The organism is Streptomyces camponoticapitis (assembly GCF_014646115.1).
In the GTDB taxonomy this organism is placed as follows: Bacteria; Actinomycetota; Actinomycetes; order Streptomycetales; family Streptomycetaceae; genus Streptomyces; species Streptomyces camponoticapitis.
The window spans coordinates 340,935-366,554 of sequence record NZ_BMMV01000004.1; the positions used below are offsets into that span (position 1 = coordinate 340,935).

Annotated in this window: 23 protein-coding genes; 16 read left to right on the forward strand and 7 right to left on the reverse strand. The window is 72.2% G+C overall.

Going from position 1 to position 25,620, the window contains the following annotated elements:
• Positions 1-3 precede the first annotated feature (3 nt).
• Positions 4-1,839, forward strand: coding sequence for a gamma-glutamyltransferase (gene ggt / locus IEY79_RS08600; RefSeq protein WP_189106734.1), 1,836 nt, complete (start codon positions 4-6; stop codon positions 1,837-1,839).
• 81 nt (positions 1,840-1,920) lie between these two features.
• Here the strand turns inward: ggt and map are convergent, their stop codons facing one another.
• On the reverse strand, positions 1,921-2,688 hold the full coding sequence (gene map, locus IEY79_RS08605; protein WP_189106735.1) for a type I methionyl aminopeptidase: 768 nt from the start codon (positions 2,686-2,688) through the stop codon (positions 1,921-1,923).
• A 42-nt stretch (positions 2,689-2,730) separates the two neighbouring features.
• On the opposite strand from map, the gene IEY79_RS08610 reads away from it, so the two are divergent.
• From IEY79_RS08610 to IEY79_RS08640, 7 genes are all read left to right on the forward strand, one after another.
• The gene (locus IEY79_RS08610) at positions 2,731-2,982 is read left to right on the forward strand and encodes a helix-turn-helix domain-containing protein (RefSeq protein WP_189106736.1); all 252 of its coding nucleotides are present in this window, start codon (positions 2,731-2,733) and stop codon (positions 2,980-2,982) included.
• A gap of 67 nt (positions 2,983-3,049) precedes the next feature.
• Positions 3,050-3,430, forward strand: coding sequence for a PPOX class F420-dependent oxidoreductase (locus IEY79_RS08615; RefSeq protein WP_189106737.1), 381 nt, complete (start codon positions 3,050-3,052; stop codon positions 3,428-3,430).
• A 224-nt stretch (positions 3,431-3,654) separates the two neighbouring features.
• Positions 3,655-5,241, forward strand: coding sequence for a hypothetical protein (locus IEY79_RS08620; protein WP_189106738.1), 1,587 nt, complete (start codon positions 3,655-3,657; stop codon positions 5,239-5,241).
• 229 nt (positions 5,242-5,470) lie between these two features.
• Entirely contained in the window at positions 5,471-6,313 is an 843-nt protein-coding gene (locus IEY79_RS08625) for a nitrilase-related carbon-nitrogen hydrolase (RefSeq protein ID WP_189106739.1), read from the forward strand.
• Between the two features lie 104 nt (positions 6,314-6,417).
• Positions 6,418-7,704 carry an aspartate aminotransferase family protein gene (locus IEY79_RS08630; RefSeq protein ID WP_189106811.1) on the forward strand — a complete coding sequence of 429 codons (1,287 nt, stop codon included), beginning with the start codon at positions 6,418-6,420 and terminating at the stop codon, positions 7,702-7,704.
• Positions 7,705-7,819: 115 nt separating this feature from the next.
• On the forward strand, positions 7,820-9,223 hold the full coding sequence (gene hydA, locus IEY79_RS08635; RefSeq protein WP_189106740.1) for a dihydropyrimidinase: 1,404 nt from the start codon (positions 7,820-7,822) through the stop codon (positions 9,221-9,223).
• A 20-nt stretch (positions 9,224-9,243) separates the two neighbouring features.
• On the forward strand, positions 9,244-10,245 hold the full coding sequence (locus IEY79_RS08640; protein WP_189106741.1) for a TIGR03842 family LLM class F420-dependent oxidoreductase: 1,002 nt from the start codon (positions 9,244-9,246) through the stop codon (positions 10,243-10,245).
• A 55-nt stretch (positions 10,246-10,300) separates the two neighbouring features.
• Here the strand turns inward: IEY79_RS08640 and lplAB are convergent, their stop codons facing one another.
• The 3 genes from lplAB to IEY79_RS08655 all read right to left on the reverse strand — a co-directional run bounded on the left by lplAB (position 10,301) and on the right by IEY79_RS08655 (position 12,498).
• Positions 10,301-11,353, reverse strand: a complete 1,053-nt coding sequence (gene lplAB, locus IEY79_RS08645) for a lipoate-protein ligase LplAB (protein ID WP_189106742.1) — start codon at positions 11,351-11,353, stop codon at positions 10,301-10,303.
• Positions 11,354-11,461: 108 nt separating this feature from the next.
• On the reverse strand, positions 11,462-12,151 hold the full coding sequence (locus IEY79_RS08650) for a permease prefix domain 1-containing protein (protein WP_189106743.1): 690 nt from the start codon (positions 12,149-12,151) through the stop codon (positions 11,462-11,464).
• Positions 12,148-12,498: a helix-turn-helix transcriptional regulator gene (locus IEY79_RS08655; protein ID WP_189106744.1), complete on the reverse strand. Its 351-nt coding sequence runs from the start codon at positions 12,496-12,498 to the stop codon at positions 12,148-12,150. The genes IEY79_RS08650 and IEY79_RS08655 overlap by 4 nt, the downstream gene beginning before the upstream one ends.
• 86 nt (positions 12,499-12,584) lie before the next feature.
• Here IEY79_RS08655 and IEY79_RS08660 point away from each other — a divergent pair, with 86 nt between their 5' ends.
• The 7 genes from IEY79_RS08660 (at position 12,585) to IEY79_RS08690 (ending at position 21,126) form a co-directional block, all read left to right on the forward strand.
• A complete protein-coding gene (locus IEY79_RS08660; protein WP_189106745.1) occupies positions 12,585-13,046 on the forward strand; it encodes a hypothetical protein in 462 nt (153 codons plus the stop codon).
• A 383-nt stretch (positions 13,047-13,429) separates the two neighbouring features.
• Positions 13,430-15,241: a gamma-glutamyltransferase family protein gene (locus IEY79_RS08665; RefSeq protein ID WP_189106746.1), complete on the forward strand. Its 1,812-nt coding sequence runs from the start codon at positions 13,430-13,432 to the stop codon at positions 15,239-15,241.
• A gap of 194 nt (positions 15,242-15,435) precedes the next feature.
• On the forward strand, positions 15,436-16,314 hold the full coding sequence (locus IEY79_RS08670; protein WP_189106747.1) for an inositol monophosphatase family protein: 879 nt from the start codon (positions 15,436-15,438) through the stop codon (positions 16,312-16,314).
• Positions 16,315-16,434: 120 nt separating this feature from the next.
• Complete coding sequence (locus tag IEY79_RS08675; RefSeq protein ID WP_189106812.1) at positions 16,435-17,844, forward strand: phytoene desaturase family protein; 1,410 nt, start codon at positions 16,435-16,437, stop codon at positions 17,842-17,844.
• A 329-nt stretch (positions 17,845-18,173) separates the two neighbouring features.
• Entirely contained in the window at positions 18,174-18,941 is a 768-nt protein-coding gene (locus IEY79_RS08680) for an alpha/beta fold hydrolase (RefSeq protein WP_189106748.1), read from the forward strand.
• A gap of 135 nt (positions 18,942-19,076) precedes the next feature.
• Positions 19,077-20,558: an AlkA N-terminal domain-containing protein gene (locus IEY79_RS08685; RefSeq protein WP_189106749.1), complete on the forward strand. Its 1,482-nt coding sequence runs from the start codon at positions 19,077-19,079 to the stop codon at positions 20,556-20,558.
• A gap of 13 nt (positions 20,559-20,571) precedes the next feature.
• Positions 20,572-21,126: a methylated-DNA--[protein]-cysteine S-methyltransferase gene (locus tag IEY79_RS08690; protein ID WP_229700751.1), complete on the forward strand. Its 555-nt coding sequence runs from the start codon at positions 20,572-20,574 to the stop codon at positions 21,124-21,126.
• A gap of 33 nt (positions 21,127-21,159) precedes the next feature.
• Here the strand turns inward: IEY79_RS08690 and IEY79_RS08695 are convergent, their stop codons facing one another.
• From IEY79_RS08695 to IEY79_RS08705, 3 genes are all read right to left on the reverse strand, one after another.
• Positions 21,160-21,885: an SIR2 family NAD-dependent protein deacylase gene (locus IEY79_RS08695; protein ID WP_189106750.1), complete on the reverse strand. Its 726-nt coding sequence runs from the start codon at positions 21,883-21,885 to the stop codon at positions 21,160-21,162.
• Between the two features lie 47 nt (positions 21,886-21,932).
• Positions 21,933-23,246 carry a hypothetical protein gene (locus tag IEY79_RS08700; RefSeq protein ID WP_229700752.1) on the reverse strand — a complete coding sequence of 438 codons (1,314 nt, stop codon included), beginning with the start codon at positions 23,244-23,246 and terminating at the stop codon, positions 21,933-21,935.
• 168 nt (positions 23,247-23,414) lie between these two features.
• The gene (locus tag IEY79_RS08705; RefSeq protein ID WP_189106751.1) at positions 23,415-23,915 is read right to left on the reverse strand and encodes an NUDIX domain-containing protein; all 501 of its coding nucleotides are present in this window, start codon (positions 23,913-23,915) and stop codon (positions 23,415-23,417) included.
• Positions 23,916-24,101: 186 nt separating this feature from the next.
• Between IEY79_RS08705 and IEY79_RS08710 the strand changes: the two genes are divergently transcribed.
• Positions 24,102-25,256, forward strand: coding sequence for a glycerate kinase (locus tag IEY79_RS08710; protein ID WP_189106752.1), 1,155 nt, complete (start codon positions 24,102-24,104; stop codon positions 25,254-25,256).
• Positions 25,257-25,620: the final 364 nt, after the last annotated feature.

Sequence of the window (25,620 nt, forward strand, 5' to 3'; positions counted from 1 at the left end):
AAGATGCGCCGCCTCGCCGCACGTAACGTCTCGATCGTGGCTCTCGCCGCCGCGATGCTCTCGGTGGGGGCGGCTGCCCCGCCGTCCGCACCCCTGCCGGCTCCCGCCACTCCCACCACGCCCACGAAGATCCCCGCCAAGTCACCGGTCGCCGTCGGCCACGGCGGGGCGGTGTCGAGCGTCGACAGGGACGCCTCGGCCGCCGGCATCGAGGCACTGCGGCGCGGCGGCAACGCCGTGGACGCGGCGGTCGCGACCGCCGCCGCCCTCGGAGTCACCGAGCCCTACTCGGCCGGCATCGGCGGTGGCGGCTACTTCGTCTACTACGACGCCAGGTCCCGCTCCGTCCACACCATCGACGGCCGTGAGACCGCGCCCAAGTCCGCCGACGCCACCCTCTTCCAGGAGGACGGCAAGCCGATCCCCTTCGCGGAGGGTGTGACGAGCGGACTCGGTGTCGGTACGCCCGGCACCCCGGCGACCTGGGAGAGGGCACTCGACTCCTGGGGGACCACCTCGCTGCGGGAGCTGCTGAAGCCCGCCGAACGGCTGGCGAAGGACGGCTTCACCGTCGACGAGACGTTCCGCTCCCAGACCGCGTCGAACCAGGCGCGGTTCGCCGACTTCCCCGCCAGCGCGAAGCTGTTCCTGCCCGGCGGTGAACTCCCGGTCACCGGTTCGGTGTTCAAGAACCCCGACCTGGCGCGTACGTACGCGGAACTGGGCCGGCGCGGCACCGACGCGCTGTACCGGGGCGACCTCGCCCGCGACATCGTGCGCACCGTCCGCACCCCGCCCGTCGACCCGGAAGCCACCCGCAAGGTCCGCGCGGGCGATCTGACGACCGGCGATCTGGCCGCGTACCGGACCAAGCGCCAGGCGCCGACGAAGGTCTCCTACCGAGGGCTGGACGTGTACGGCATGGCGCCGTCGTCCTCCGGCGGTACGAGTGTCGGCGAGGCGCTCAACATCCTGGAGAGCACCGACCTTTCGAAGGCCTCGCAGCAGAAGTATCTGCACCGCTTCATCGAGGCGAGCCGGATCGCCTTCGCCGACCGCGGCCGCTGGCTCGGCGACCCCGCCTTCGAGTCCGTCCCCACCAAGGGCCTGCTGTCGCAGCGCTTCGCCGACTCGCGCGAATGCCTCATCAGGGACGACGCGGCGCTGAAGAGCCCGCTCGCGCCCGGTGACCCGTCGAAGCCGGTGCCGTGCGCGGCGGGCGGTACGGCGGCGCCCACGACGTACGAGGGGGAGAACACCACCCATCTGACGGCCGCCGACAAGTGGGGCAACGTCGTCGCGTACACCCTGACGATCGAGTCGACGGGCGGCAGCGGCATCACCGTTCCCGGGCGGGGCTTCCTTCTCAACAACGAACTGACGGACTTCTCGTTCGCCCCGGCGAACCCGGCCGTCCACGACCCGAACCTGCCCGGTCCGGGCAAGCGGCCGAGGTCGTCCATCTCCCCGACGATCGTGCTCGACGACCGTGACCGTCCGCTCCTGGCGCTCGGCTCGCCCGGCGGCGCGACCATCATCACGACCGTCCTCCAGACGCTCACCGGTCATCTGGACCGGGGCCTGCCGCTGGTCGACGCGATCGCCGCGCCGCGCGCGAGCCAGCGCAACGCCGCGACGACGGAACTGGAGCCGGGCCTGTACGACAGCCCGCTGCGCGCCCAACTCGAAGCACTGGGGCACGCGTTCACCAGGAACCCGGAGATCGGCGCCACGACCGGTGTCCAGCGGCTGCCGGACGGCCGCTGGCTGGCGGCGGCGGAGAAGGACCGCAGGGGCGGCGGCTCCGCGATGGTGGTGCGCCCGGCCGGACGGCCGTAACGCGCGAGGCGACAAACGGCCTGCGGCGCCGCCCCGGGGAGGGGCGGCGCCGCACGCGTGTTCGTCGGCCGGGTGCCCCGGTCAGAGTTGCGTCAGGATCCGGGGGCCCTCGTCCGTGATCGCCACCGTGTGCTCGGCGTGCGCCGCGCGGCTGCCGTCCGAGGTGACGACCGCCCAGCCGTCGCGCGCCGTGTAGTGGTCGTCGGTCCCGCTCGCGATCAGCATCGGCTCGATCGCGAGCACCATGCCGTGGCGCAGGGGCATGCCCCTGCCGGGCCTGCCCTCGTTGGGTACGCCCGGGTCCTCGTGCATGGTGCGGCCCACGCCGTGGCCGCCGAAGCCGTCCGGGATCCCGTAGCCGGCCCTGCGGCAGACGCGCCCGATCGCGTGGGCGATGTCGCCGACGCGGTTGCCGACGACGGCGGCCGCGATGCCCGCGTCCAGTGCCGCGAAGGCCGTGTCGACGAGCCGGGTGTCCTCGGGGCGGGCCCGTCCCACGGTGAAGCTGACCGCCGAGTCGCCGACCCAGCCGCCCGTCGAGGCGCCGCAGTCGACGCTGACGAGGTCGCCGTCGCGCAGCGCGTAGTCGTCGGGGATGCCGTGCACGATCGTGTCGTTGACCGACGCGCAGATGACGGCCGGGAAGGGCACCGGCGCCCAGGTGGGGCGGTAGCCGAGGAAGGGCGAGCCCGCGTCCGCCTCCGTCAGCACCGCGCGGGCGACCAGGTCCAGTTCGCGCAGGGTCACGCCGACGGCGGCCCGCTCCCGTACCGCGGTGAGCGCTTGTGCGACGATCCGGCCCGCGACGCGCATGGCGTCCAGGGACGCGTCCGTTTTGATCTCTACCATTCCAATAACTATACCGCTTGCTTGCGGTATTACAATGACGGCATGGTACGCACCCCCCTGACCCCCGAAGAGCGCGAGCGCGGCGAGCGGCTGGGCCGGCTGCTCCGCGAGGCGCGCGGACCACGCAGCATGGTGGAGATCGCGGCCGTCGCCGGGCTCTCGCCCGAGACACTGCGCAAGATCGAGACAGGCCGCGCCCCGACTCCCGCCTTCTTCACCGTCGCGGCGCTGGCCGGGGCGCTGGGGCTGTCGATGGACGAGGTCGCGGCGGCCTGTTCGCCTTTGCCCGCCTGAGAGTTCGGGCGTTCCGGATCCTGGTCGCCGCGCAGGCGTCCCGGCGCCACGGCGTAGGCTCGGCGCCGTGACTCTCGACGCGCTCGGACACAGCCGCTATGTCAGCCTCACCACGTACCGCAAGGACGGCACCGGAGTCGACACCCCGGTCTGGCACGCCGTGGACGGCGGTGAGTTGTACATATGGAGCCGGAGCGACGCCTGGAAGATCAAGCGGATACGCAACAACAGCGCTGTCGTCGTGACCGCGTGCGACGTGCGCGGACGCATCGCGCCGGGCGCGGCGAGCGCCAAGGGGACGGCCCGGCTGCTGGAGGGCGACGAGGTCGCCCGCGTGAACAAACTCCTTGCCCGTAAGTACACCTGGCAGTTCTGGCTCGTCGCAGGGCCCGCCGCGCTCGTACGGCGAGGCAAGCGCGTGCACACCGGAATCGCCATCAGTTTCTGACACCCCTCCGGCGCGCCGACTTGTGAAACAACCTTGACGTGTCACCACATTTTTTCCTCGGAAACGTGACGTCGGACACCCGCTGAAGCCATACTTGAGTGATCGCACCGCACCGTGCGCGACAACCCCGCGTAGCCGTCATGTAACACGGCTGCGGTTTCATGCCGGCGGGCCGGACGGTTCCCTTACGGCAGTGCGCAGCAGGGCAGGCGGGAAAAGAAGCGATGAGCAGACATGAACTTCCGGTGGAGATCGGGGCTTTCGCGCGGTACTTCCGAGGGGTGACGGCGCTCCTCGACCCGGACGGCGGCTGGTACGCGGTGTTCAGACAGCGTGACCCCGACGGGCTCAGGGCCTGCCTGGACGGCGCCGAAGTGCCGCCCTGGGACGTGGTGGAGTCACTGCTCCACGATCTCGCCGCCAGCCACGAGAACCGTCCGGTCGACCGCGAGACGGCCCGCGCGAGCAGACTCCACGCCGCGTCGGCCGCCGCGCACGACCGGCTCCCCGGCGGCCGTGACGCGCTCCACGAGCGGCTGCGGCTGATGCAGCACGAGCAGGCCGCCGCCGCGGGCCGCGCCGACGAGGTGATGCGCCGCCTCCGGCTTGTCGGCGAGGGTTCGCCCGAGGCGGATCAGCTCGAATACGACCTGGCCTGGGTCCGCGACGACTACGCGCGCGCCACCGCCCGCTGCGCAGAGCTGCGCGAACGCCTCGCGACCCTCGCCGCCCAGCCGAACGTGCCGGCCGACGCGCACTCAGGCCACGTCGCACCCGCTCCGCGCTCCGCCTCCCCGGCGCACGCCGCGCCGGACGCGAGACCCACCGCCGCCGACGGGTGGTACCGGGCCGAGGAGCCGGTCGCGGACGAGCAGTCGGTCTTCGGCCGACCCGCCGCCGACCGCCCCACCGCGCCCGAAGAGTGGTTCCGTCCGGAGCCGGGCCGCAACGGCGCGGGGGACTCCGGCGGCGCCGACAGCGGCCGTACGTCGGAGGGCTGGGGCGGCCCCGACAGCCGCCGCGGTCAGGGCGACACCGGCTCCAACCCCGCTGTGAGCGCGGAGGATTCACAGGAAATGGCGCAGGTGCCCGGCCAGCGCCGCAAGCTGCGCAAACAGCGCGGCGCGCGTTTCGCCTTCACCGAAGGCACCGATCCGGCGGAGACGTCCCTCGTCCCGCCCGCCGCCACCGAACCGCCCCGCGGCGCCCGCTTCGGCGGCGCGCCGGGCTCCGAGCGGGCGGGGAGTGAGGGACCGGACGCGGGGATGACGCGGCAGCAGTCCGCGGCGCGGCGCGCCGCGCTCGACACGGTGGCCGTGCTCGTACGGCTGCGGGCGGCCGGCCGCAGCGGTGAGGCGCATGTCGTGCTCTACGAGGCCGCCGCGGGCCCCGCCGAGCAACTGCCCTTCCTCGCCGCCGAACTGCACCGCGCCGAACTCGGCGCCGACTGGGCGTCGGTGCTCTGGGAGGTGTCGTCGCTGCCGCCCGACAGACTCGCCGCGGCGGCGGGCGCGCTCGCGATGGCCGGCCGTGACGCCGACTGCGGCGTACTGCTGCGCCAGGGCGTCTCCCGGTCGGCGGAGGACATCGCCCACGCGGTGGTCGCCCTCGGCGACGCGGGCCGCTCCCAGGAGGTCCAGGCGCTGCTCGGGGCCTTCGTCCGGGCCCGTACGCCCGAGGACGCGGCGCTGATCGCCGCGGTGGACCCGCCCCGGCTGGTACCGCGGCTGATCGAGGCGGCCCGAGGCGTCTCCACCACCCACGAGCGTGATCTCGCGCGTGCGCTGCGGAGCGCGGGGATCAGCGGCTGACCTCGGACGCGTCCGTACGGGGGGTCTTCGGCCGGCCGCGGCGTCGCTTCGCGGCCGGTCCCGGACGTTCTGTGGACCGGCCGGGTGCGAAACATGATCGACTCAGCGGCTTGACAGCGATGGTCTTGCCCCGGTGGGACGGCGGGCTTAGGTTCTCCTCCTACGTACCGTATCTACGGGCGTAGAAAGCCTGAGAAAAAGCCCGACCTTCCCGCCGAAGGAGCAGCTCGTGGCCAGAGTCGTACGCGCCGCACTCGTCCAGGCGACCTGGACCGGCGAAACCGAATCCATGATCGCCAAGCATGAGGACCACGCCCGCGAGGCGGCCCGGCAAGGCGCCAAGGTCATCGGCTTCCAGGAGGTGTTCAACGCCCCCTACTTCTGCCAGGTGCAGGAGCCCGAGCACTACCGGTGGGCCGAGCCGGTGCCCGACGGGCCGACCGTGACCCGGATGCGGGCCCTCGCGCAGGAGACCGGAATGGTCATCGTCGTACCGGTCTTCGAAGTCGAGCAGTCCGGCTTCTACTACAACACCGCGGCCGTGATCGACGCCGACGGCACGTATCTCGGCAAGTACCGTAAGCACCACATCCCGCAGGTCAAGGGCTTCTGGGAGAAGTACTACTTCAAGCCGGGCAACGCGGGCTGGCCCGTCTTCGACACCGCCGTCGGCAAGATCGGCGTATACATCTGCTACGACCGGCACTTCCCGGAGGGCTGGCGCCAACTCGGCCTGAACGGCGCCGAGCTGGTCTACAACCCGTCGGCCACCTCGCGCGGACTCTCCAGCTATCTGTGGCAGCTCGAACAGCCCGCGGCCGCCGTCGCCAACGAGTACTTCGTCGCCGCGATCAACCGCGTCGGCCAGGAGGAGTACGGCGACAACGACTTCTACGGGACGTCGTACTTCGTCGACCCGCGCGGCCAGTTCGTCGGCGAGACCGCGAGCGACAAGGTCGAGGAACTGGTCGTCAGGGACCTGGACTTCGGGGTCATCGACGAGGTGCGCCGGCAGTGGGCGTTCTACCGGGACCGCCGCCCGGACGCGTACGAGGGGCTGGTGCAGCCGTGACCGAAGCGCAAGTGGGTCCGGCCGCCGGTCCGGCCGCCGCGCACGCCGCCGGTCCGGCCGCCGGTTCGACCGCCTCCGCCCCGTCCCACGAGGGACCGGTGCACCTGCCGGCCACCGCTCTGCACGACCGGCACCGCGCCGTCCTGCCCGACTGGCTGGCGCTCTACTACCGCCGGCCCCTCGAACTCACCCACGGCGAGGGCCGGCACGTCTGGGACGCCGACGGCAACCGCTATCTCGACTTCTTCGGCGGCATCCTCACCACCATGACCGCCCATGCCCTCCCCGAGGTCACCAAGGCGGTGAGCGAACAGGCCGGGCGGCTCATCCACTCCTCGACGCTCTACCTCAACCGCCCGATGGTCGACTTCGCCGAGCGCGTCGCCCATCTCTCCGGCATCCCGGACGCACGGGTCTTCGTCACCACGTCCGGCACCGAGGCCAACGACACCGCGCTGCTGCTCGCCACCGCGTACCGCCGCTCCAACCAGATCCTGGCGATGCGCAACAGCTACCACGGCCGCTCCTTCTCCACCGTGTCCATCACCGGCAACAGCGGCTGGTCCCCGACGAGCCTCTCGCCGCTCCAGACGCTGTACGTCCACGGAGGAGTCCGCACCCGGGGCCCGTACGCGCACCTGTCCGACGCCGAGTTCATCGCCGCGTGCGTCGCGGATCTGGAGGACCTGCTCGGGCACACCCGTGTGCCGGCCGCGCTCATCGCCGAGCCGATCCAGGGCGTCGGCGGGTTCACCTCACCGCCCGACGGGCTGTACGCCGCGTTCCGCGAAGTCCTCGGCCGGCACGGCATCCTGTGGATCAGCGACGAGGTGCAGACCGGCTGGGGCCGTACCGGCGACCACTTCTGGGGCTGGCAGGCGCACGCCGACAACGGCCCGCCGGACATCCTCACCTTCGCCAAGGGCATCGGCAACGGCATGTCCGTCGGCGGTGTCGTCGCCCGCGCCGAGATCATGAACTGCCTGGACACCAACTCCATTTCGACCTTCGGCGGCAGCCCGGTCACGATGGCCGCGGGCGTCGCCAACCTCACCTACCTCCTGGAGCACGATCTCCCCGGCAACGCGCGCCGCGTCGGCGGTCTGCTGATCGAGCGGCTGCGCGCGGTGGGAGCCCCCGTCCCTGCCGTACGGGAAGTACGCGGGCGAGGCCTCATGATCGGCATCGAGCTGGTGAAGCCCGGCACCGACGAGGCGGACCCCGAGGCAGCGGCGGCGGTGACGGAGGCCGCGCGCGAGGGCGGCCTGCTGATCGGCAAGGGCGGTGGCCATGACTCCAGCGTGCTGCGCATCGCGCCACCGCTCTCCCTTACGGTCGCCGAGGCCGAGGAGGGCGCGGCGATCCTCGAACGCGCCCTGGGCAGGCTTTAGTTCTCCCTCGTCGGAGCGGCCCTGGTTCTCCACCGCCGGACGGGCCGGAGCCCGTCCGGCGCCCGGCGCCACGCCGGGTCGCGCAGCCATCCAGTCATGTCACGGAGGCCCATTCATGAGTAATCGCACGCTCGTCAGGGGCGGTCTGGTCATCACCGCCGCCGACGAAGTCCACGCGGACGTGCTGACCGAGGACGGCCGTATCGTCGCGCTCGCCTCCAACGGCTCCGACATCGCCGCCGGCTGGACCGCCGACCGGGTCATCGACGCCACCGGCAAGTACGTCATCCCGGGCGGCGTCGACGGCCATACGCACATGGAGATGCCGTTCGGCGGGACCTTCGCCGCCGACACCTTCGAGACCGGCACCCGCGCCGCCGCGTGGGGCGGCACCACCACCATCGTGGACTTCGCCATCCAGTCGCCCGGCCAGGCGCTGCGCGAGGGGCTCGACGCCTGGTACGCGAAGGCGGACGGCAACTGCGCCATCGACTACGGCTTCCACATGATCCTCGCCGACGTCAACGAGCACTCGCTCCAGGAGATGGACCTCCTCGTCCAGGAGGGCATCACCTCCTTCAAGCTGTTCATGGCCTACCCCGGCGTCTTCTACAGCGACGACGGCAAGATCCTGCGCGCCATGCAACGGGCCTCCCACAACGGGGGGTTGATCATGATGCACGCCGAGAACGGCATCGCGATCGACGTCCTCGTGGAGCAGGCCCTCGCCGCCGGACGCACCGATCCGCGCTACCACGGAGAAGTACGCAAGGTCCTGCTGGAGGCCGAGGCGACGCACCGCGCGATCCAGCTGGCACGCGTCGCCGACGCGCCTCTCTACGTCGTCCACGTCTCCGCCGAGGAAGCCGTCGCCGAGCTGGCGGCGGCCCGCGACAAGGGACTTCCCGTCTTCGGCGAGACCTGCCCCCAGTACCTCTTCCTGTCCACCGACAATCTCGCCGAGCCGGACTTCGAAGGGGCCAAGTACGTCTGCTCGACCCCGCTGCGGCCACGCGAACACCAGGCCGCCCTCTGGCGCGGACTGCGCACCAACGACCTCCAGGTGGTCTCCACCGACCACTGCCCGTTCTGCTTCACCGGGCAGAAGGAGATGGGCCGCGGCGACTTCTCCAAGATCCCCAACGGGCTGCCGGGCGTGGAGCACCGGATGGATCTGCTCCATCAGGCCGTCGTCGACGGGCACATCAGCCGGCGCCGCTGGATCGAGATCGCCTGCGCGACCCCGGCCAGGATGTTCGGCCTCTACCCCAAGAAGGGCACCATCGCGCCGGGCGCCGACGCCGACATCGTCATCTACGACCCGAAGGCCGAGCAGACCCTGTCCGCCCAGACGCACCACATGGACGTCGACTACTCGGTGTACGAGGGGAAGCGGATCACCGGGCAGGTCGAGACCGTGCTGTCGCGCGGGGAGACCGTCATCGACGGCCGGAAGTACACCGGGCGCCCGGGGCACGGCATCTACACCCCCCGCGCCACCTGTCAGTACCTCACCTGAAAGTTGGGAGTGGCCCGGCCATGGACTTCGGACTTGTCCTCCAGACCGACCCGCCGGCGTCGGCGGTCGTCGGACTCATGCGGCGCGCCGAGCGCAACGGCTTCCGCTACGGCTGGACCTTCGACTCCGCCGTGCTGTGGCAGGAGCCGTTCGTCATCTACAGCCGCATCCTCGAACACACCACCCGGCTGATCGTCGGCCCGATGGTCACCAACCCGGGCACCAGGAGCTGGGAGGTGACCGCGTCCACGTTCGCCACGCTCAACGAGATGTACGGCAACCGCACCGTGTGCGGCATCGGCCGCGGCGACTCCGCGATGCGCGTCGCCGGCCGGGCGCCCAACACGCTGGCCCGCCTCGGCGAGTCGATCGACGTCATCCGTGAACTCGCCGAGGGCCGCGAGGCGCTGGTGGACGGCAAGCCGCTGCGGCTGCCATGGGTGCGGGACGGGAAACTGCCGGTGTGGATGGCCGCGTACGGGCCGAAGGCGCTGGCCATGGCCGGCGCCCAGGCCGACGGCTTCATCCTCCAGCTCGCCGATCCGTATCTCACCGAGACCATGGTCAAGGCGGTCCGGACGGCCGCGTCCGACGCCGGACGCGACCCGGACTCGGTCACCATCTGCGTCGCCGCCCCGGCCTATGTGAGCGACGATCTCGCCCACGCGCGCGACCAGTGCAGATGGTTCGGCGGCATGGTCGGCAACCATGTCGCCGATCTGGTGAGCCGCTACGGCGAGCACTCCGGCCTGGTGCCCGACGCTCTCACCTCGTACATCAAACAGCGCGAGGGCTACGACTACAGCCACCACGGCCGCGCGGGGAACCCGTCCACGGACTTCGTGCCCGACGACATCGTGGACCGCTTCTGCCTGCTCGGCCCCGTGGAGGCGCACATCGAGAAGCTGAAGGCGCTCAAGGCCCTGGGCGTCGACCAGTTCGCCGTCTACGACATGCATGACGCGAAGGAGGCGACCATCGACACGTACGGCTCCGAGATCATCCCGGCGCTGGCGGACTGAGCCGGTCACCGCACGGGCGCCCCGCCCCCGCACGGATCGGGGCGCCGACGACCGGTTACGGCACCCGGGCCGTCCACTCGTCCGTACCGAACTTCGTCCCGGCCAGCTCCCGGGCCCGCGCCATCTCCTCGTCGGTGACCTTGCCCTCCGTCAGACCGTACCGCCCCCGGAAGGACGCGATCATCCGCTCGATGACGGCCTCGCGCGGCAGACCCGTCTGGCGGCGCAGCGGATCCACCCGCTTCTTCGCGCTGCGCGTGCCCTTGTCGGAGAGCTTCTCCCGGCCGATGCGCAGGACTTCGAGCATCTTGTCGGCGTCGATGTCGTACGCCATCGTCACGTGGTGCAGGACGGCGCCGCCGCCCACCACCCGCTTCTGCGCGGCGCCCGCGATCTTGCCGGCCTCGGTGGCGATGTCGTTGAGCGGCTGGTACCAGGCCTTGATGCCCATGTCGCCGAGCGCGCCGAGCACCCAGTCGTCGAGATACGCGTAGCTGTCGGCGAAGGTCAGACCGTTCACGAGGGAGTCGGGGACGGACAGCGAGTACGTGATGGTGTTGCCGGGCTCGATGAACATGGCGCCGCCGCCCGAGATCCGCCGCATGACCGTGACGCCGTGCCGCTCGGCGGCCTCCGGGTCCACCTCGTTGCGGAGCGACTGGAAGCTGCCGATCACCACGGCGGGGGAGGCCCACTCCCAGACCCTCAGCGTCGGCGGGCGGCGGCCGGCCGCGACCTCGGTCGTCAGGACCTCGTCCAGGGCCATGTGGAGCGCGGGCGACTGCGGCTCCATATGGACGAGCTGCCAGTCGTAGTCCGTCCAGTCCGTGGCGTGCGCCAGTGCGCGCCGTACCGCGATGGCGACACCCTCGCTCGTCAGCCCGTACATCTGGGTGCCGGGCGGAAGAGCCGTCTGGACGCGGGCGGCGAGACCCGCCGCGTCGAGGCCGGCCGGCGCGCCTTCGAGCGCCCCGTCGATGGCGTGGATCGCCTCGTCCGGCTCCAGGAAGAAGTCCCCGGCGACCCGGACATCCCGCAGCACGCCGTCCCGCGCGTCCAGATCCACGACGACGAGTTTGCCGCCCGGCACCTTGTACTCACCGTGCACCGCTGTGCCTCCAGCTCCTGCCGCGTCACCTCACGCGTGAACGCGGGTCTGCTGCTGTGCAACGCACGGGCCCGGGGGGATCATCCCGGGCCCGGCCGACCCGGGGAGTCAGCCGACGGGCAGGCGGGCGCAGTGGCGGCAGGCGCGGGCCGAGGAGGCCACCAGGCCGTGCAGGAGGGCGGTGACCACGCCGGCGACCGTGACCACCGGCCAGTTCGTGGTCAGTGGCGACACGACCGTGAGCGCGACCATCGCGACCACCATCGCCACGCAGGCCGTTGTACCGGCCCACGCGACGGCCAGCGGCAACCGCCGCGGGGTCCGCAGCCTCCGGGCGAGCACGCCGGTGGCGGCGAGCGCCGCCACCGCGAGCAGGGTGGCGACGGCCGCGACGGCCGCCAGCTGGACGGCGACCAGCTGCGGTGTCCGCTGAAGCTGCCAGTCCTGCCCCGAGGTCCAGATCAGATGCCAGCAGGCGATCAGGAACGGGACGGTGAGGGCGACGGACAGGGCGGTCCGCCGGGTCTGCGCGATGGTCAGCTCCCGCTGGCAGCTCGGTGCCAGCTCCTCGGGTGTGCCGAACTCCCGCACCGCCAGCCGGGCCGCCCGCTCGTAGGGCACGCCCTCGCGGGTGTGCGCCTCCACCGTGTCGGTGAGACCGTCCCGTATCTCCTGGATCATCCGGGACTTGGCCCGGCCGGGGCCGTGCAGCGCGTCGGACAGGGCGGCGACATGGGCCGCGACGGGGTCGGGCGCGCTCGGACCGTTCCCGCTGCTCGTGTCGGTCGTCCCGCTCATGACGCGGGCCGAGGCGCCGGGGCGGTGGCGGCCGGGTTCAGGACCGAGCCGATCGCCGCCGTGAACTCGCGCCATGCCGTCCGCTCGCTCTCCAGGCTGCCGCGTCCGGCGTCGGTCAGCCGGTAGCAGCGCCGGCGCCGCTCGCCGACGGACTCCCAGCTGCTGCCGAGCAGTCCCAGCCGTTCAAGTCTGTTCAGGGCCGGATAGATCGTGCCCGTACGGAGCTGGAGCGCGCCCTCGCTCCGCTGCTGGACCGCCGCGATGATCGCGTAGCCGTGCAGCGGGCCGGGTTCGAGCACGGCCAGCAACAGTCCGTCCAGGTGTCCACGCACCGCGTCTGCCTTCATGAGTAGACAGCCTACTCATGGAACGCGTTGACGTGGTACCTATTGGCAGCCAACATATTCACGCTTCTGTCCGAAGGGGCCCCGCGGTGACCAAGCTGCTGCTGTCCATCCATGTCCTCGCCTCGATCCTGGTGGTCGGGCCGATCGCCGTGGCGGCGTCGTTGTTCCCCCGCTATGTGCGCCTGGCCGGGGAGGACGGCCGCTCCGCGGGCGCCGCGGCGCTGCTCCACCGGATCTGCGGCGGTTACGCGATCGTCGGGGTCGCCGTCCCGGTCTTCGGGCTCGCCACCGGCGCGCAGCTCGGTGTCCTCACCGACATCTGGCTGATCACCTCGATCGTGCTGACCTCGATCGCCGCCGCCATACTGGCGCTGGCCATCCTGCCCGGCCAGGAGAAGATGATCGAGACGTCGGGGGCCGGCGCCCCGGCCGGCGAAACGTCACGCGCCGCGGCCCGGCTGGCCGGTCTGACCGGGGTCTTCAACCTGCTCTGGGCGGTGGTCGTCGTCCTGATGATCGTGCGCCCGGGGTCGACGACGGGCGCCTGAGGCGCGTAGCGAATCACGCGGCGGTTTCAGAAGAGACCCGTCCGACGGCGAACTCCCGCACAGGGACCGTGCGGGACCGCGCGAACCGCCGGTGCGGGACGGCCGTCGATGTGCACCTCGATCGTGCCGAGTAAACCGAAGTCCACCCTCATCCCGACCGCCCGCTTGATCAGATTGATCAGAACCCTAGTTTGAATATCACGCGGTTGACGGTTGTTGATCAGTGTCGACCGGTGCCGGTGAGAGGGGGCGTGGGGCGATCGATAGCCTGCTGGGGGTGCGTACGGGGGAGACGGCTGGTCCGGACGCCCGGAATCTCCCCGGGACCGGTCCCCGAGCACCGATCGGCCGGACCGATCGACAGACCCTAGGTGAGAGGTCGTATGTTCACTACCCGTCCCACCCTCCAGGGCACCTTCGGCATGGTGTCCTCCACCCACTGGCTCGCCTCGCAGTCGGCGATGGCCGTGCTGGAGGACGGTGGAAACGCCTATGACGCCGCCGTCGCGGCCGGGTTCGTCCTGCATGTCGTGGAGCCGCACCTCAACGGTCCGGCCGGCGAGGTGCCGATCATCCTCGCCCCGGCCGGAGGCGAGGCCCAGGTGCTCTGCGGCCAGGGACCCGCGCCCGCCGGAGCCACGATCGAGCACTACCGCTCCCTCGGCCTCGAACTCGTCCCCGGCACCGGACCGCTCGCCGCCGCCGTGCCCGGCGCCTTCGACGCCTGGATGCTGCTGCTGCGCGACCACGGCACCAAATCCCTGGAGCAGGTGCTGCGTTACGCCATCGGCTACGCCGAGGACGGCCACGCCCCCGTTGAGCGGGTCGGCGAGACCGTGGAGAGCGTCCGCGAGCTGTTCGAGACCGAGTGGACCTCGTCCGCCGACGTCTACCTGCCCGGCGGACGGTCCCCGGCGCCCGGAGAGCTGTTCCGCAACCCCGCGCTGGCCACCACCTGGCGCCGGCTGACCGCCGAGGCCGAGGCGGCCGGCGGTGACGACCGCGTCGCCCAGATCGAGGCCGCGCGCGACATCTGGCGCCGGGGATTCATCGCCGAGGCGCTGATACGCGCGTCCGGCCGGCCCACCCTCGACACCAGCGGCTCCCGCCACACCGGGACCCTGACCGCCGCCGACCTGGCCGGGTGGTCCGCGACGTACGAGGCGCCCGCCACATACGACTGGAACGGCTGGACCCTGTGCAAGGCCGCCGGCTGGAGCCAGGGCCCTGCCTTCCTCCAGCAACTCGCGCTGCTTCCGCCCGCGCCCGAGCTTCCCGCGTACGGCTCCGAGGAGTACGTCCACCTCCTTACGGAGGGCTGCAAGCTGGCCATGGCCGACCGGGAGGCCTGGTACGGCGACGCCGCCGACGTACCGCTCGCCACCCTCCTCTCGGAGCCGTACAACATCGCGCGCCGCGCGCTTCTCGGTGACAAGGCCTCCTACGAACTGCGTCCCGGCAGCCCCGGCGGACGTGTGCCCGTCCTCAGCGCCCACGCGACCGCCGTCGCCGCCGGTGAGGCGGGCTTCGACGCGCTCGGCGTCCCCGCGGCGGGCGCGGGCGAGCCGACCGTCGCCCGGAACGGCTCGACCCGCGGCGACACCTGCCACCTCGACGTCGTGGACCGCTGGGGCAACATGATCGCCGCGACACCGAGCGGCGGCTGGCTCCAGTCCAACCCGGTCGTGCCCGAACTCGGCTTCCCGCTCGGCACCCGCCTCCAGATGACCTGGCTGGAGCCCGGACTGCCCAACTCGCTCACCCCGGGCCGCAGGCCCCGGACCACGCTCACACCGTCCCTCGCCCTGCGGGACGGCACGCCCGTCATGGCCTTCGGCACCCCCGGCGGTGACCAGCAGGACCAGTGGCAGCTCCACTTCTTCCTGGCCGTCGCGCTGCGCCCGGCGGTACGGGGCGGGCTCGACCTCCAGGGCGCGATCGACGCGCCCAACTGGCACAACGACAGCTTCCCCAGCTCCTTCTATCCGCGCGGGATGCGGCCGGGCAGCCTCACCGTGGAGCCGTCGATGGACGCGGCCGTAGTGGAAGGACTGCGCCGCAGGGGCCACGACGTCGCCGTCGGCGAACCCTGGTCGGAAGGGCGGCTCTGCGCGGTCGCGCGGGACCCGCGGACGGGCGTCCTGTCGGCCGCGGCCAATCCGCGAGGCATGCAGGGATACGCGGTGGGCCGCTAGGTCGTCTTCGAAGGAGCGCCGTCCGCCCGCGGGCCAGGCGGGACTTTGAAGGCACGACCTAGGGTCTGTCTTCGACGACACGGCCTGGGGGCGCCTTTGCGGTCAGGCGGGTCGGCGTGTGGACGCCGGCCCGCCACCGAGTCGTCATCTCCGCTCCCACCTGCCGTGTCGTACCCCTGTGGTTCTCTTGAGGAATGATCGATGACTTCCTGAACGGTGACCTTTCCGCGGTCGAGGCGGCGATGCGTGACGCGGCCGCCGCCGAGATCATGCCGCGCTTCCGGCAGCTCGCCGCACACGAGATCGTCGAGAAGTCCGGCCCCCACGACCTGGTGACCAGCGCCGACCGGGGTGCCGAGGAGCATCTGACGGCGGCCCTGACGGCGCTGCTGCCCGGCTCGGTGGTGGTGGGCGAGGAGGCGGTCCACGCCGACCCCGCCGTGTACGGGGCGCTGCGCGGGGAGGCGCCCGTGTGGATCGTCGACCCCGTCGACGGGACCCGTCAGTTCGTCCGGGGCGAGCCTGGTTTCTGCACGCTCGTCGCGCTCGCCCAGGGCGGCGAGGTGCTGGCCTCCTGGACGTACGCGCCCGCGAGGGACGAGATGGCCACGGCCGTACGAGGGCGGGGCGCCTGGCTGGACGGCACCCGGCTGCGGTGCGGTGCGCCCGAGCCCGGCGCGGTTCTGGACGTCGCGATCTCCCACCCGGACTACACCTCGCCCGAGGAGAAGCGCGCGCTTCTGGGGGTCCGCGACGCCGACGACATCGCCGCCCGCCCTTGCGGCTCGGCGGGGCTGGAGTATCTGGCCGTCGCGCTCGGCCGGCTCGACGCCGTCGCCTTCAGCTGGGAGCTCGCCTGGGACCACGCGGCGGGCCTGCTGCTGGTGGCGGAGGCCGGGGGCGCGCAGATGACGCTCACGGGTGAGCCGTTCCGTGTCACGGGCGGCAACGCGCTGCCCTTCACGGCCGCGCGGGACGAGGCGACCGCGCGGCGCATACGGGAGCGCCTGCTGGCGGGCGCGTGGACGGAGGAGGAGGCGGGCGCGGGAGCGGGACCGGCCTCGGGAGCCTGAGGGCGACCGGGCGACCTGCCCCGCGGCCGTATCCGTCGCCCCGCCGACAGAGTGTCAGAGGCCAGGAATATCCTGGTTCCTCTGGCCATCGGCTGACGAAGGAGTCCGAAGGTGCCGTCGATGCTCGATGCCGTCGTCGTGGGTGCGGGACCCAACGGCCTGACCGCCGCTATCGAGCTGGCACGACGTGGATTCTCCGTCGCCGTGTTCGAGGCCCGCGACACCGTGGGCGGGGGAGCGAGGACCGAGGAGCTCACCCTCCCCGGTTTCCGCCACGACCCCTGTTCCGCCGTACACCCGCTGGGCGTGGGTTCGCCCGCCTTCAACGACATGCCCCTCGGCCGGTTCGGTCTGGAGTGGCTGCACCCCGAGCTGCCGATGGCCCACCCCTGGGACGACGGCACGGCCGCCGTGCTGTCCCGCTCCGTCGCCGAGACCGCGGCCTCCTTCGGCCCGCGGGACGCGGGGGCGTACCGTCGGCTGCTCGCCCCGTTCCTCGGCAAGTGGGACTCGTTCGCACGGGACTTCATGGCGCTGCCCCCCAGGGGCCTGCCGCACGACACCCTCACGCTCGCCCGCTTCGGGCTCGCCGGGCTCCCCAGCTCGAATCTGCTGATGAGGCGGTTCCGGGACGAGAAGGCCAAGGGGCTGTTCGCCGGTCTCGTCGCCCATGTCATCGCCCCGTTGAGCGGGATCGCGACCGGCGGCGTGGGCCTGATGTTCGCGCTCGCCGCGCACGAGAACGGATGGCCGCTGCCGCGTGGCGGCTCCCAGTCCATCTCGGACGCGCTCGCCGCGTATCTGCGCGACCTCGGCGGCACGATCCACACCGGCTTCGAGGTCAAGAGGCTCGACGATCTGCCGCCGGCCAGGGCGTACGTCTTCGACACCTCCCCGACCGCGCTCGCCCGTATCGCGGGGCTCGGCCGGGTGTACGACTCCTACCGGTACGGCCCCGGTGTCTTCAAGATCGATTACGCGCTGGACGGCCCCGTGCCCTGGACGGCGGAGGCCGCGCGCCGGGCCGGCACCGTCCAAGTGGGGCCCACGAAGGGCGAGATCAGCACCGCGCTGGACCTGGCGTACGGCGGCAGCGCCCCCGCCACGCCGTTCCTGATCACCGCGCAGCCCAGCCTCGTCGACCCGTCCCGTGCCCCCGAGGGCAAGCATGTCTTCTGGGCGTACGGCCATGTCCCGCACGCCTGGGAGGGCGATCTGACCGAGGCGATCGAGCGGCAGATCGAGCGCTTCGCGCCCGGCTTCCGGGACCGCGTCCTGGCCCGCGCGACCGCGGGCCCGCCGGAGCTCGCGGTCCGCAACGCCAATTACGTGGGCGGGGACATCGCCAGCGGCTCCGTCGCCGGGCTGCGGCTGCTGCTGCGGCCCAAGCTCTCGCTGTCGCCGTACAGCACCCCGCACCCCGCGGTCTTCATCTGCTCGTCGTCGACCCCGCCGGGCCCGGGCGTGCACGGCATGTCGGGGCAGAACGCGGCGAAGGCGGTCTGGCGCAAGCTCCGCGCGACAGCCTGACCGCGCGCGTCCCGGACGACCCGCCGCCGGCCGGGTCGGTCCTCCCCATCAGCCCGTGGCGTGCCCCCATCACCCCGGGACGTTCCTCGGAGGCGGGACCCACCGATATTCCTGAGACGCTGTTGGCGTCCGGTGTTTACGGTCGGCACGCCCCGTACGGAGAGGGCGAGAGCCCCCCACCCATCGAGGTCGAGGCGGGCGTCGACGCCGCGCCGCGCAGCGAGCGCGCCACGCGTAGGTGATCCCGAAGTACGGCCCGGCCCCACCGACCGTCGCCGGCTGTTCGCGACGTGCGACGCCACCACGGCCGAAGAAGGGGATGGACCTCCATGACCACCATCACCGCCACCGACGGCACCGAGATCTTCTACAAGGACTGGGGCACGGGCCGCCCCGTCGTCTTCAGCCACGGCTGGCCGCTGAACGCAGACGCCTGGGACGGCCAGCTCCGTCTCGTCGCGGAGAACGGCTTCCGCGGCATCGCGCACGACCGGAGGGGACACGGCCGCTCCGGCCAGCCGTGGCAGGGCAACGACATGGACACCTACGCCGACGACCTCGCCCAGCTCCTGGAGACGCTGGACGTCCGCGACGCCGTCTTCGTCGGGCACTCCACGGGCGGCGGCGAGGTCGCCCGCTACATCGGCCGGCACGGGACGTCCCGGGTCTCCAAGGCGCTGCTGCTCAGCGCGATACCCCCGCTGATGCTGCGGACCGACGACAACCCCGACGGCACGCCCCTCGATGTCTTCGACGGTCTCCGCGCGGGCCTGGCCGCCAACCGCTCGCAGTTCTACGAGGACCTCACGGACCAGTTCTACGGCTTCAACCGCCCCGGCGCCGCCATCTCGCAGGGTACCCGCGACGCGTTCTGGCTCTGGAGCACGCAGGTCGGCATGAAGGCGGCGTACGACTGTGTGAAGGTCTTCTCCGAGACGGACTTCACGGAGGACCTCGTGCCCATCGTGGCGGCCAGCCCCAAGTCGGCCGAGCTGATCAAGGACGCCACGCTGAAGGTCTATCCGGGCCAGCCGCACGGTCTGTACGGCGACCACGAGCAGGAGTTCAACTCCGACCTCATGGCTTTCATCAGCTGAGGCGGGCGGGCGTTCGCCGGTCGGCCTCCTGGGCGCGCGGACGAACGCGGACGAACGCGGAAGAGCGCGGGCAGCACGAGGTCGATGTCGGATTCTCGCCAGCGTCCGGCGCCCCGGGTGCCGGATGCTTGACGCATGCACACCGACACCGAGCGCTGCCTGCGTGCCGTCCGGTCCAAGGACGCGCGATTCGACGGATGGTTCTTCACCGCCGTCCTGACCACGGGTATCTACTGCCGCCCCAGCTGCCCGGTCGTGCCCCCGAAGGCCGAGAACATGGTCTTCCACCCGAGTGCGGCCGCCTGTCAGCAGGCCGGCTTCCGCGCCTGCAAGCGGTGCCGGCCGGACACCAGCCCCGGCTCGCCCGAGTGGAACGCCCGCGCCGACTCGGTCGCCCGCGCCATGCGCCTGATCCAGGACGGGATCGTGGACCGCGAGGGAGTCACGGGACTCGCCGGGCGGCTCGGCTACTCGGAACGCCAGATCGAACGGCAGCTCCTCGCCGAACTCGGCGCGGGGCCGCTCGCGCTGGCGCGCGCCCAGCGGGCCCAGACGGCGCGGCTGCTCATCGAGACGACCGCGCTGCCGATGGCGCAGGTCGCCTTCGCCGCCGGGTTCTCGTCCATCCGCACCTTCAACGACACCGTCCGTGAGGTGTTCGCGCTCTCGCCGACCGGCCTGCGGACACGAGGGGCCAGGCGTTCGGACACCGCCCCCGAGGCCGGGACACCCGGGGTGATCTCCCTGCGGCTCCCCTTCCGCACACCGCTCAATCCCGACAACCTCTTCGGACATCTCGCGGCCACCGCCGTCCCCGGGGTCGAGGAGTGGCGGGACGGCGCGTACCGGCGCACGCTCTGTCTTCCGTACGGGCACGGCATCGTCGCCCTGACACCGAGGCCCGACCACATCCGCTGCCGGCTCGCGCTGACGGACCCGCGCGATCTCACCGTCGCCATCAGCCGCTGCCGCCGCATGCTGGACCTGGACGCCGACCCGGTCGCCGTCGACGAGCAGTTGCGTACCGACCCGCTGCTCGCGCCGCTGGTCGACAAGGCGCCCGGCCGCCGGGTGCCCGGCACCGTCGACGCCGCCGAGTTCGCCGTTCGCGCGGTACTCGGCCAGCAGGTGTCGACCGCCGCGGCCCGCACACACGCCGCGCGTCTCGTGAACGCCCACGGCACCCCCGTGGACGATCCCGAGGGCGGCCTCACCCATCTCTTCCCCACGCCCGGGGAGCTCGCCGAACTGGACCCCGAGGCCCTCGCGCTGCCGCGCAGCCGCCGCACCACGCTCATGACGCTGGTCGAGGCGCTGGCCGACGGCACGCTGCCGCTCGGCGCGGACAGCGACCGGGACGAGGCCAGGGCCCGCCTGCACGCGCTGCCCGGCTTCGGCCCGTGGACCGTCGAGGCGATCGCGATGCGCGCGCTCGGCGACCCCGACGCCTTTCTGCCGACGGATCTCGGTATGCGCCGTGCCGCGCGGGCACTCGGGCTGCCGTCGACACCCGCCGCGCTGACCGCGCGCGCCGCCGCCTGGCGGCCCTGGCGCGCGTACGCGGTCCAGTACCTCTGGGCCACCGAGGACCACGCCATCAACGTCCTTCCCGCATAAAGGAGTTCACCGCATGACCAGCGGCATGACCAGCAGATCGCACACCGTGGTCGACAGCCCGTACGGGCCGCTGACGCTCGTGGCCACCGACGGGGTGCTGAGCGGTCTCTACATGGCCGGGCAACGCCATCGCCCGCCCCAGGAGAGCTTCGGCGAGGCCGACGCCCGGCCGTTCGACGGTGTGATCGACCAGCTCGACGAGTACTTCGCGGGCGGGCGCACCGAGTTCGACGTGCCGCTGCGGCTGCACGGCACACCGTTCCAGCGCGGTGTCTGGGAGCAACTGCTGGCCATCCCGTACGGCGAGACGCGCAGTTACGGTCAACTGGCGGGCGCGCTGGGCAAGTCGGGGGCGTCGCGCGCGGTCGGACTGGCCAACGGCAGGAACCCGGTGGGCATCATCGTGCCGTGCCACCGGGTGATCGGATCGACGGGCGGCCTCACCGGATACGGCGGCGGGCTGGACCGCAAGCAGCGCCTGCTGGTCTTCGAGGGCGCGGCGAGCACGTTGGGCGCGGCGCCCGCCGGCACGATCACGAGGGCGGGCGTGGCGGGGACGCTCTTCTGACGACCCCGCGCCCGCCCGACCCGCCCCGGGCCGTCAGCTCGCGTGGAACCGCTTCAGCAGCGCGGGCAGCGCCGTACCGATCGGCTCGCGGATGACCTCGTCGGCCTGCCCGTCGTACGGCGTCGGCTCGGCGTTCACGATCAGGAGCCGCGCGCCGTGCTCGGCCGCGATCCCCGCGAGCGAGGCGGCGGGCTGCACCTGGAGCGTGGTGCCGACGGCGATGAAGACGTCACACGCCTTGGTGATCGACATGGCCTGCCCGAGCACCTCCGGATCCAGCCGTTCGCCGAACATCACCGTCGCCGACTTCAGGACGGCACCGCACACGGTGCACGGCGGATCCTCCTCGCCCGCCTCGACCCGGGCCAGCGCCTCCTCCATCGTGGAGCGGGCGTGACACCCGGTGCACACCACCGCCCGCGCCGTGCCGTGCAGTTCGAGCACCTTACGGGCGGGCGTGCCGGCGAGCTGGTGGAGCCCGTCGACGTTCTGGGTGATCACCCGGACCGCCCCGTCGACCGCCTGGTCGAGCTCGGCGACGGCTCGGTGGGCGACATTCGGCCGGGCGCGGAAGGCCGGGCTGTCCCGGCGCATCCGCCACGAACGGCGGCGGATGTCCGGGTCGTTCATGTACGTGTCGTACGTGACGAGCTTCTCGGCCCCGGGATCGCGCCGCCACACGCCGCCCGGACCGCGGTAGTCGGGAATGCCGGAGTCGGTGGAGATCCCGGCGCCGCTGAAAATCGCGACGAGAGTCATGCCGCGAGGGTACGCAGCGGAGCCGGGACGGGGCGACAAGATATGCGTCAGGGCTGGTGGATGTGGCCCACGTGCCCGATGTGACCGGGATGGGGCGCGTGGCCGGGGTAGTCGGAGTCTTCGGTCGTGCCGTCGGTGACGGCCGTGGGGACCGGGGCGAAGGGGGTCGGCACCTCGCCCGTCCAGCGGTTCATCACCGCCTTGCCCGTCTGCTTGGTGACACCGTCCTCCACGACCGTGCCGGCCTCCGCGAGGTAGTACCGGCCGTCGTCGAGCGAGACCAGACCGTACTGGCCGGTGGACTCCCAGCCGTACGTACCGGACGCGGGGTGGTGCAGCCCCCGTGCGAGCAGCGGCAGCAGCCGCCCGCGTTCGGGCTCCGGCTGGCCGGCGACGGGCCCGGAGACCGGGCGCCTGGAACCGTCCAGGACGAAGAGCGAGTAGTTCGGGAACTGGGTCTTGGTCCCCTTGTACGCGGCCAGCAGCCAGTTGCCGGTGTACGCGTCGTAGTCGAGGTTCTGCACGCCGTAGGTGGTGTTGCCGGTGTAGCTGAAGTACTTGCCGTCGGGCGAGCCGGGGCCGCTGGTGTGCGGGTCGGCCTCGGTGAGCGGGCGCTCGTACTTCTTCCAGCGCCGGATGTCGTACTGGAGCAGGACCTGGTTGTCGTTGTCCTGCCGGGTGGTGTTGGCGTAGACGCCGTACGCGACGGTGAGCAGCGCCCGCGACGGGCGGTGTGCGGCGCCGCGGCGCTTGTCGTCGAAGGCCGGGCCGAAGGCGACGCCGTCGATGCCGCTGCATCCGTAGCGGTGGTCGGCCGTCTTCGCGGTGTCGCCGTCGAAGACGCCGTTGCCGTCCATGTCGGCCGTGTAGTCCTCCACGACCTCCTTCAGATGGACGGTGGTCACGACACCGGTCGTCTCGGCGTCCATGTCCATCGCGGTGATGCGGTCACCGTCGAAGATCGCGATGTAGAAGGCCTTGGCCGCCTTGTACTCCAGGGAGCCGTAGACCCTGCCGTCCTCGGTGTTGAAGTCCAGGTCTCCGAGGTGCCCGGTGAAGCCGGTGACCGAGCCGACCGGCTTGCCGGTGAGGTCGGTCTTGACGAGGAGGTTGGTGAACGAGAAGTACATGAAGCCCTTGCGGCGGTCGACGGCCATGCCCTGGACATGGCCCGACTTCCAGGCGCCGCCGTCCACGGTGGTCGGGAGCGCGGGGAGCCGGCCGGGGCCCGAGGGCTTGGTGGACACCGGTTCGGAGCCGGCGCCGGCCCTCACCGTGTCCGCCGCGGCGGTTCCCGCGCCCGCCGCCACAACCGCCGTCGTGAGCAGTGTGGTCAGCAAGCCGCGAATCTGACGTCGCATGTTCCCTCCGGTGTCCTGGGCCTGGGATTCTGGATCATGCAGGGCGCTCGTGCACGGCGGGCCAACGCGGGGTGAAGGGGTGTCAGCCGGAAGCGGACCACCGGGCGGCGCGTACATGACATATGAGAACAGCTCCCGCCGCACCCGTCACCACCGCGCGCACACGGATCATCCGACCCGGCGGCCGTTCTCCAACTCCGCGGCGCCCGAGCCGGTTTCGAGCACATCGAGCCCCGCGAGAACGCGGCCGGCGAGAGATCCGATCATCAGATCTGGAATCTGGGCGCGGCTCACCAGCCGCCAGGAGAGCAACTCCTCGTGCTGAAGCCGGATCGCGCCGAGCCGTTCCTCGTCCAGGACCCCGCCGTCGTACAGATACGCGACGATGGCCGGCCGGTCCGGCGCCTGCGACCAGTCCACCGCGAGCAACGGCCCCAACTCGACGTCCAGCCCGATCTCTTCGAACGTCTCGCGCCGCGCGGCCTGACGCGGCGTCTCACCCCCGTCGGACTCGACGGTCCCGCCGGGCAGCGCCCAGCCCGGCCGGTAGTTGGGCTCGACGATCAGTACCCGCCCCTCCTCGTCCCGGAAGAGCGCGGCGGCCCCGCAGAGGACGCGGGGGAGTCCGGCGATATAGGTGAGGTAGTCGGCGTCGCGAGAGGTCGTCACGCGGAAAGCGTAGATCAGAGGCACCTGGGGGCGCCGAAACCGGCCCATGTCGTTCCTCCGATTATGGGAGCTTTGCCTGTTCTTCTTGTGGTGCGGACGCGGGGGCGCTTCCCGTGGGCAGGAAGCCACCCGGCCGGATAGGGTCGGTGCGGCGCGACTGCCTGTTCGAAAGCAAGGGATGACAAGGTGACGGACGGAGCAGTAACCGAGGCCGCGCACGTGCTCGTCGCGGCGGACAAGTTCAAGGGGTCGCTCACGGCCGTACAGGTCGCCGAGCGGGTGACGGCCGGGCTGCGCCAGGTCGTCCCCGGCCTCGACGTCGTGGCGCTGCCCGTCGCCGACGGCGGTGACGGCACCGTCGCAGCGGCGGTGGCGGCCGGGTTCGAACGCCGGGAGGTACGGGTCACCGGACCGCTCGGTGACGAGCTGACCGCGGCGTACGCGCTCCGCGACGGCACGGCCGTCGTGGAGATGGCGGAGGCGTCGGGCCTCCAGCACCTGCCCGCCGGGGTCTTCGCGCCCCTCACCGCCGGGACGTACGGCTCCGGCGAACTGCTGCGCGCCGCGCTCGACGCGGGCGCGCGCACCGTCGTCTTCGGTGTCGGCGGCAGCGCCACGACGGACGGCGGCGCGGGGATGCTGGCCGCGCTCGGCGGGCGCTTCCTCGACGCGGACGGGCAGCCGGTGGGCCCCGGCGGCGGCGGACTGCGGGAGCTCGCCACGGTGGACCTGTCCGGGCTCGACCCCCGTATCGCGGAGACGGACATCGTCCTCGCCAGCGATGTCGACAACCCGCTGACCGGTCCGAAGGGAGCCCCCGCGGTCTACGGGCCGCAGAAGGGCGCGTCCCCCGAGGACGTCGCCACGCTCGACGCGGCTCTCGCGCACTACGCGCGCCTCCTGGGGACGACCCTCGGCGCCAGGGCCGCCGAGTCCGCGCTCTCACCCGGCGCGGGGGCCGCGGGCGGTATCGGGTACGGCGCCCTCGTCGGCCTCGGCGCGAGTTTCCGGCCCGGCATCGAGGTCATGCTCGACGTGCTCGGCTTCGGTCCCGCGCTCTCCCGCGCCACGCTCGTCATCACCGGCGAGGGATCGCTGGACGAGCAGACGCTGCACGGGAAGGCCCCGGCGGGCGTCGCGGCGGCGGCCCGCGCGAAGAACATCGAGGTGATCGCGGTCTGCGGCCGCCTGGCCCTGCGTCCGGAGGCCCTGGGCCGCGCCGGTATCCGCCGCGCGTACGCCCTGACGGAGCTGGAACCGGACCCGGCACGCTGCATGGCGGAGGCGGGCCCGCTGCTGGAACGCGTGGCATCGAACATCGCGCGCGATTTCCTGACCTGACGCAAGACGGACGAGAACGCCGCCGGGGCCGGCTCCGGGGCGACCGCCCCGCGGCCTCCTGTCGCCGACGGGGCGCCGGGGCCGGGGCGTACCGCGCGAGATCGCGCGGCGACTGGTTCGCCCGGGCCCGGCTCGCGGCGGTTCGAGTCCGGGGTCCGCGGGTCGCGTGACTCGCGGGGGCCCTTGTCCCCGGCGCCCCGGCGCCGGCACGGGACTGCTCCTCCCTGGCCCTCCGTAGCCGTCCAGGCGCGGGAGCCCCCTCCGCTGCGCCGGTCGGCTGAGTACGCCGCCCCCCCCATGAGCCGATCCCGCCTCGCCACGCGCCGAACCGGCCCCCGCGGGCCGATCCGCGCGGCCCCGGCCG

Bases quoted from the DNA above. Each gene is read 5' to 3' on its own strand.
- IEY79_RS08655 (WP_189106744.1), bottom strand. From the start codon at position 12,498: ATGAAGGCAGACGCGGTGCGTGGACACCTGGACGGACTGTTGCTGGCC.
- IEY79_RS08695 (WP_189106750.1), bottom strand. From the start codon at position 21,885: ATGACTCTCGTCGCGATTTTCAGCGGCGCCGGGATCTCCACCGACTCC.
- IEY79_RS08680 (WP_189106748.1), top strand. From the start codon at position 18,174: ATGACCACCATCACCGCCACCGACGGCACCGAGATCTTCTACAAGGAC.
- IEY79_RS08665 (WP_189106746.1), top strand. From the start codon at position 13,430: ATGTTCACTACCCGTCCCACCCTCCAGGGCACCTTCGGCATGGTGTCC.
- map (WP_189106735.1), bottom strand. From the start codon at position 2,688: ATGGTAGAGATCAAAACGGACGCGTCCCTGGACGCCATGCGCGTCGCG.
- IEY79_RS08690 (WP_229700751.1), top strand. From the start codon at position 20,572: ATGACCAGCGGCATGACCAGCAGATCGCACACCGTGGTCGACAGCCCG.
- IEY79_RS08685 (WP_189106749.1), top strand. From the start codon at position 19,077: ATGCACACCGACACCGAGCGCTGCCTGCGTGCCGTCCGGTCCAAGGAC.
- IEY79_RS08675 (WP_189106812.1), top strand. From the start codon at position 16,435: ATGCTCGATGCCGTCGTCGTGGGTGCGGGACCCAACGGCCTGACCGCC.
- IEY79_RS08700 (WP_229700752.1), bottom strand. From the start codon at position 23,246: ATGCGACGTCAGATTCGCGGCTTGCTGACCACACTGCTCACGACGGCG.
- IEY79_RS08640 (WP_189106741.1), top strand. From the start codon at position 9,244: ATGGACTTCGGACTTGTCCTCCAGACCGACCCGCCGGCGTCGGCGGTC.
- IEY79_RS08650 (WP_189106743.1), bottom strand. From the start codon at position 12,151: ATGAGCGGGACGACCGACACGAGCAGCGGGAACGGTCCGAGCGCGCCC.
- hydA (WP_189106740.1), top strand. From the start codon at position 7,820: ATGAGTAATCGCACGCTCGTCAGGGGCGGTCTGGTCATCACCGCCGCC.
- IEY79_RS08610 (WP_189106736.1), top strand. From the start codon at position 2,731: ATGGTACGCACCCCCCTGACCCCCGAAGAGCGCGAGCGCGGCGAGCGG.
- IEY79_RS08670 (WP_189106747.1), top strand. From the start codon at position 15,436: ATGATCGATGACTTCCTGAACGGTGACCTTTCCGCGGTCGAGGCGGCG.
- ggt (WP_189106734.1), top strand. From the start codon at position 4: ATGCGCCGCCTCGCCGCACGTAACGTCTCGATCGTGGCTCTCGCCGCC.
- IEY79_RS08620 (WP_189106738.1), top strand. From the start codon at position 3,655: ATGAGCAGACATGAACTTCCGGTGGAGATCGGGGCTTTCGCGCGGTAC.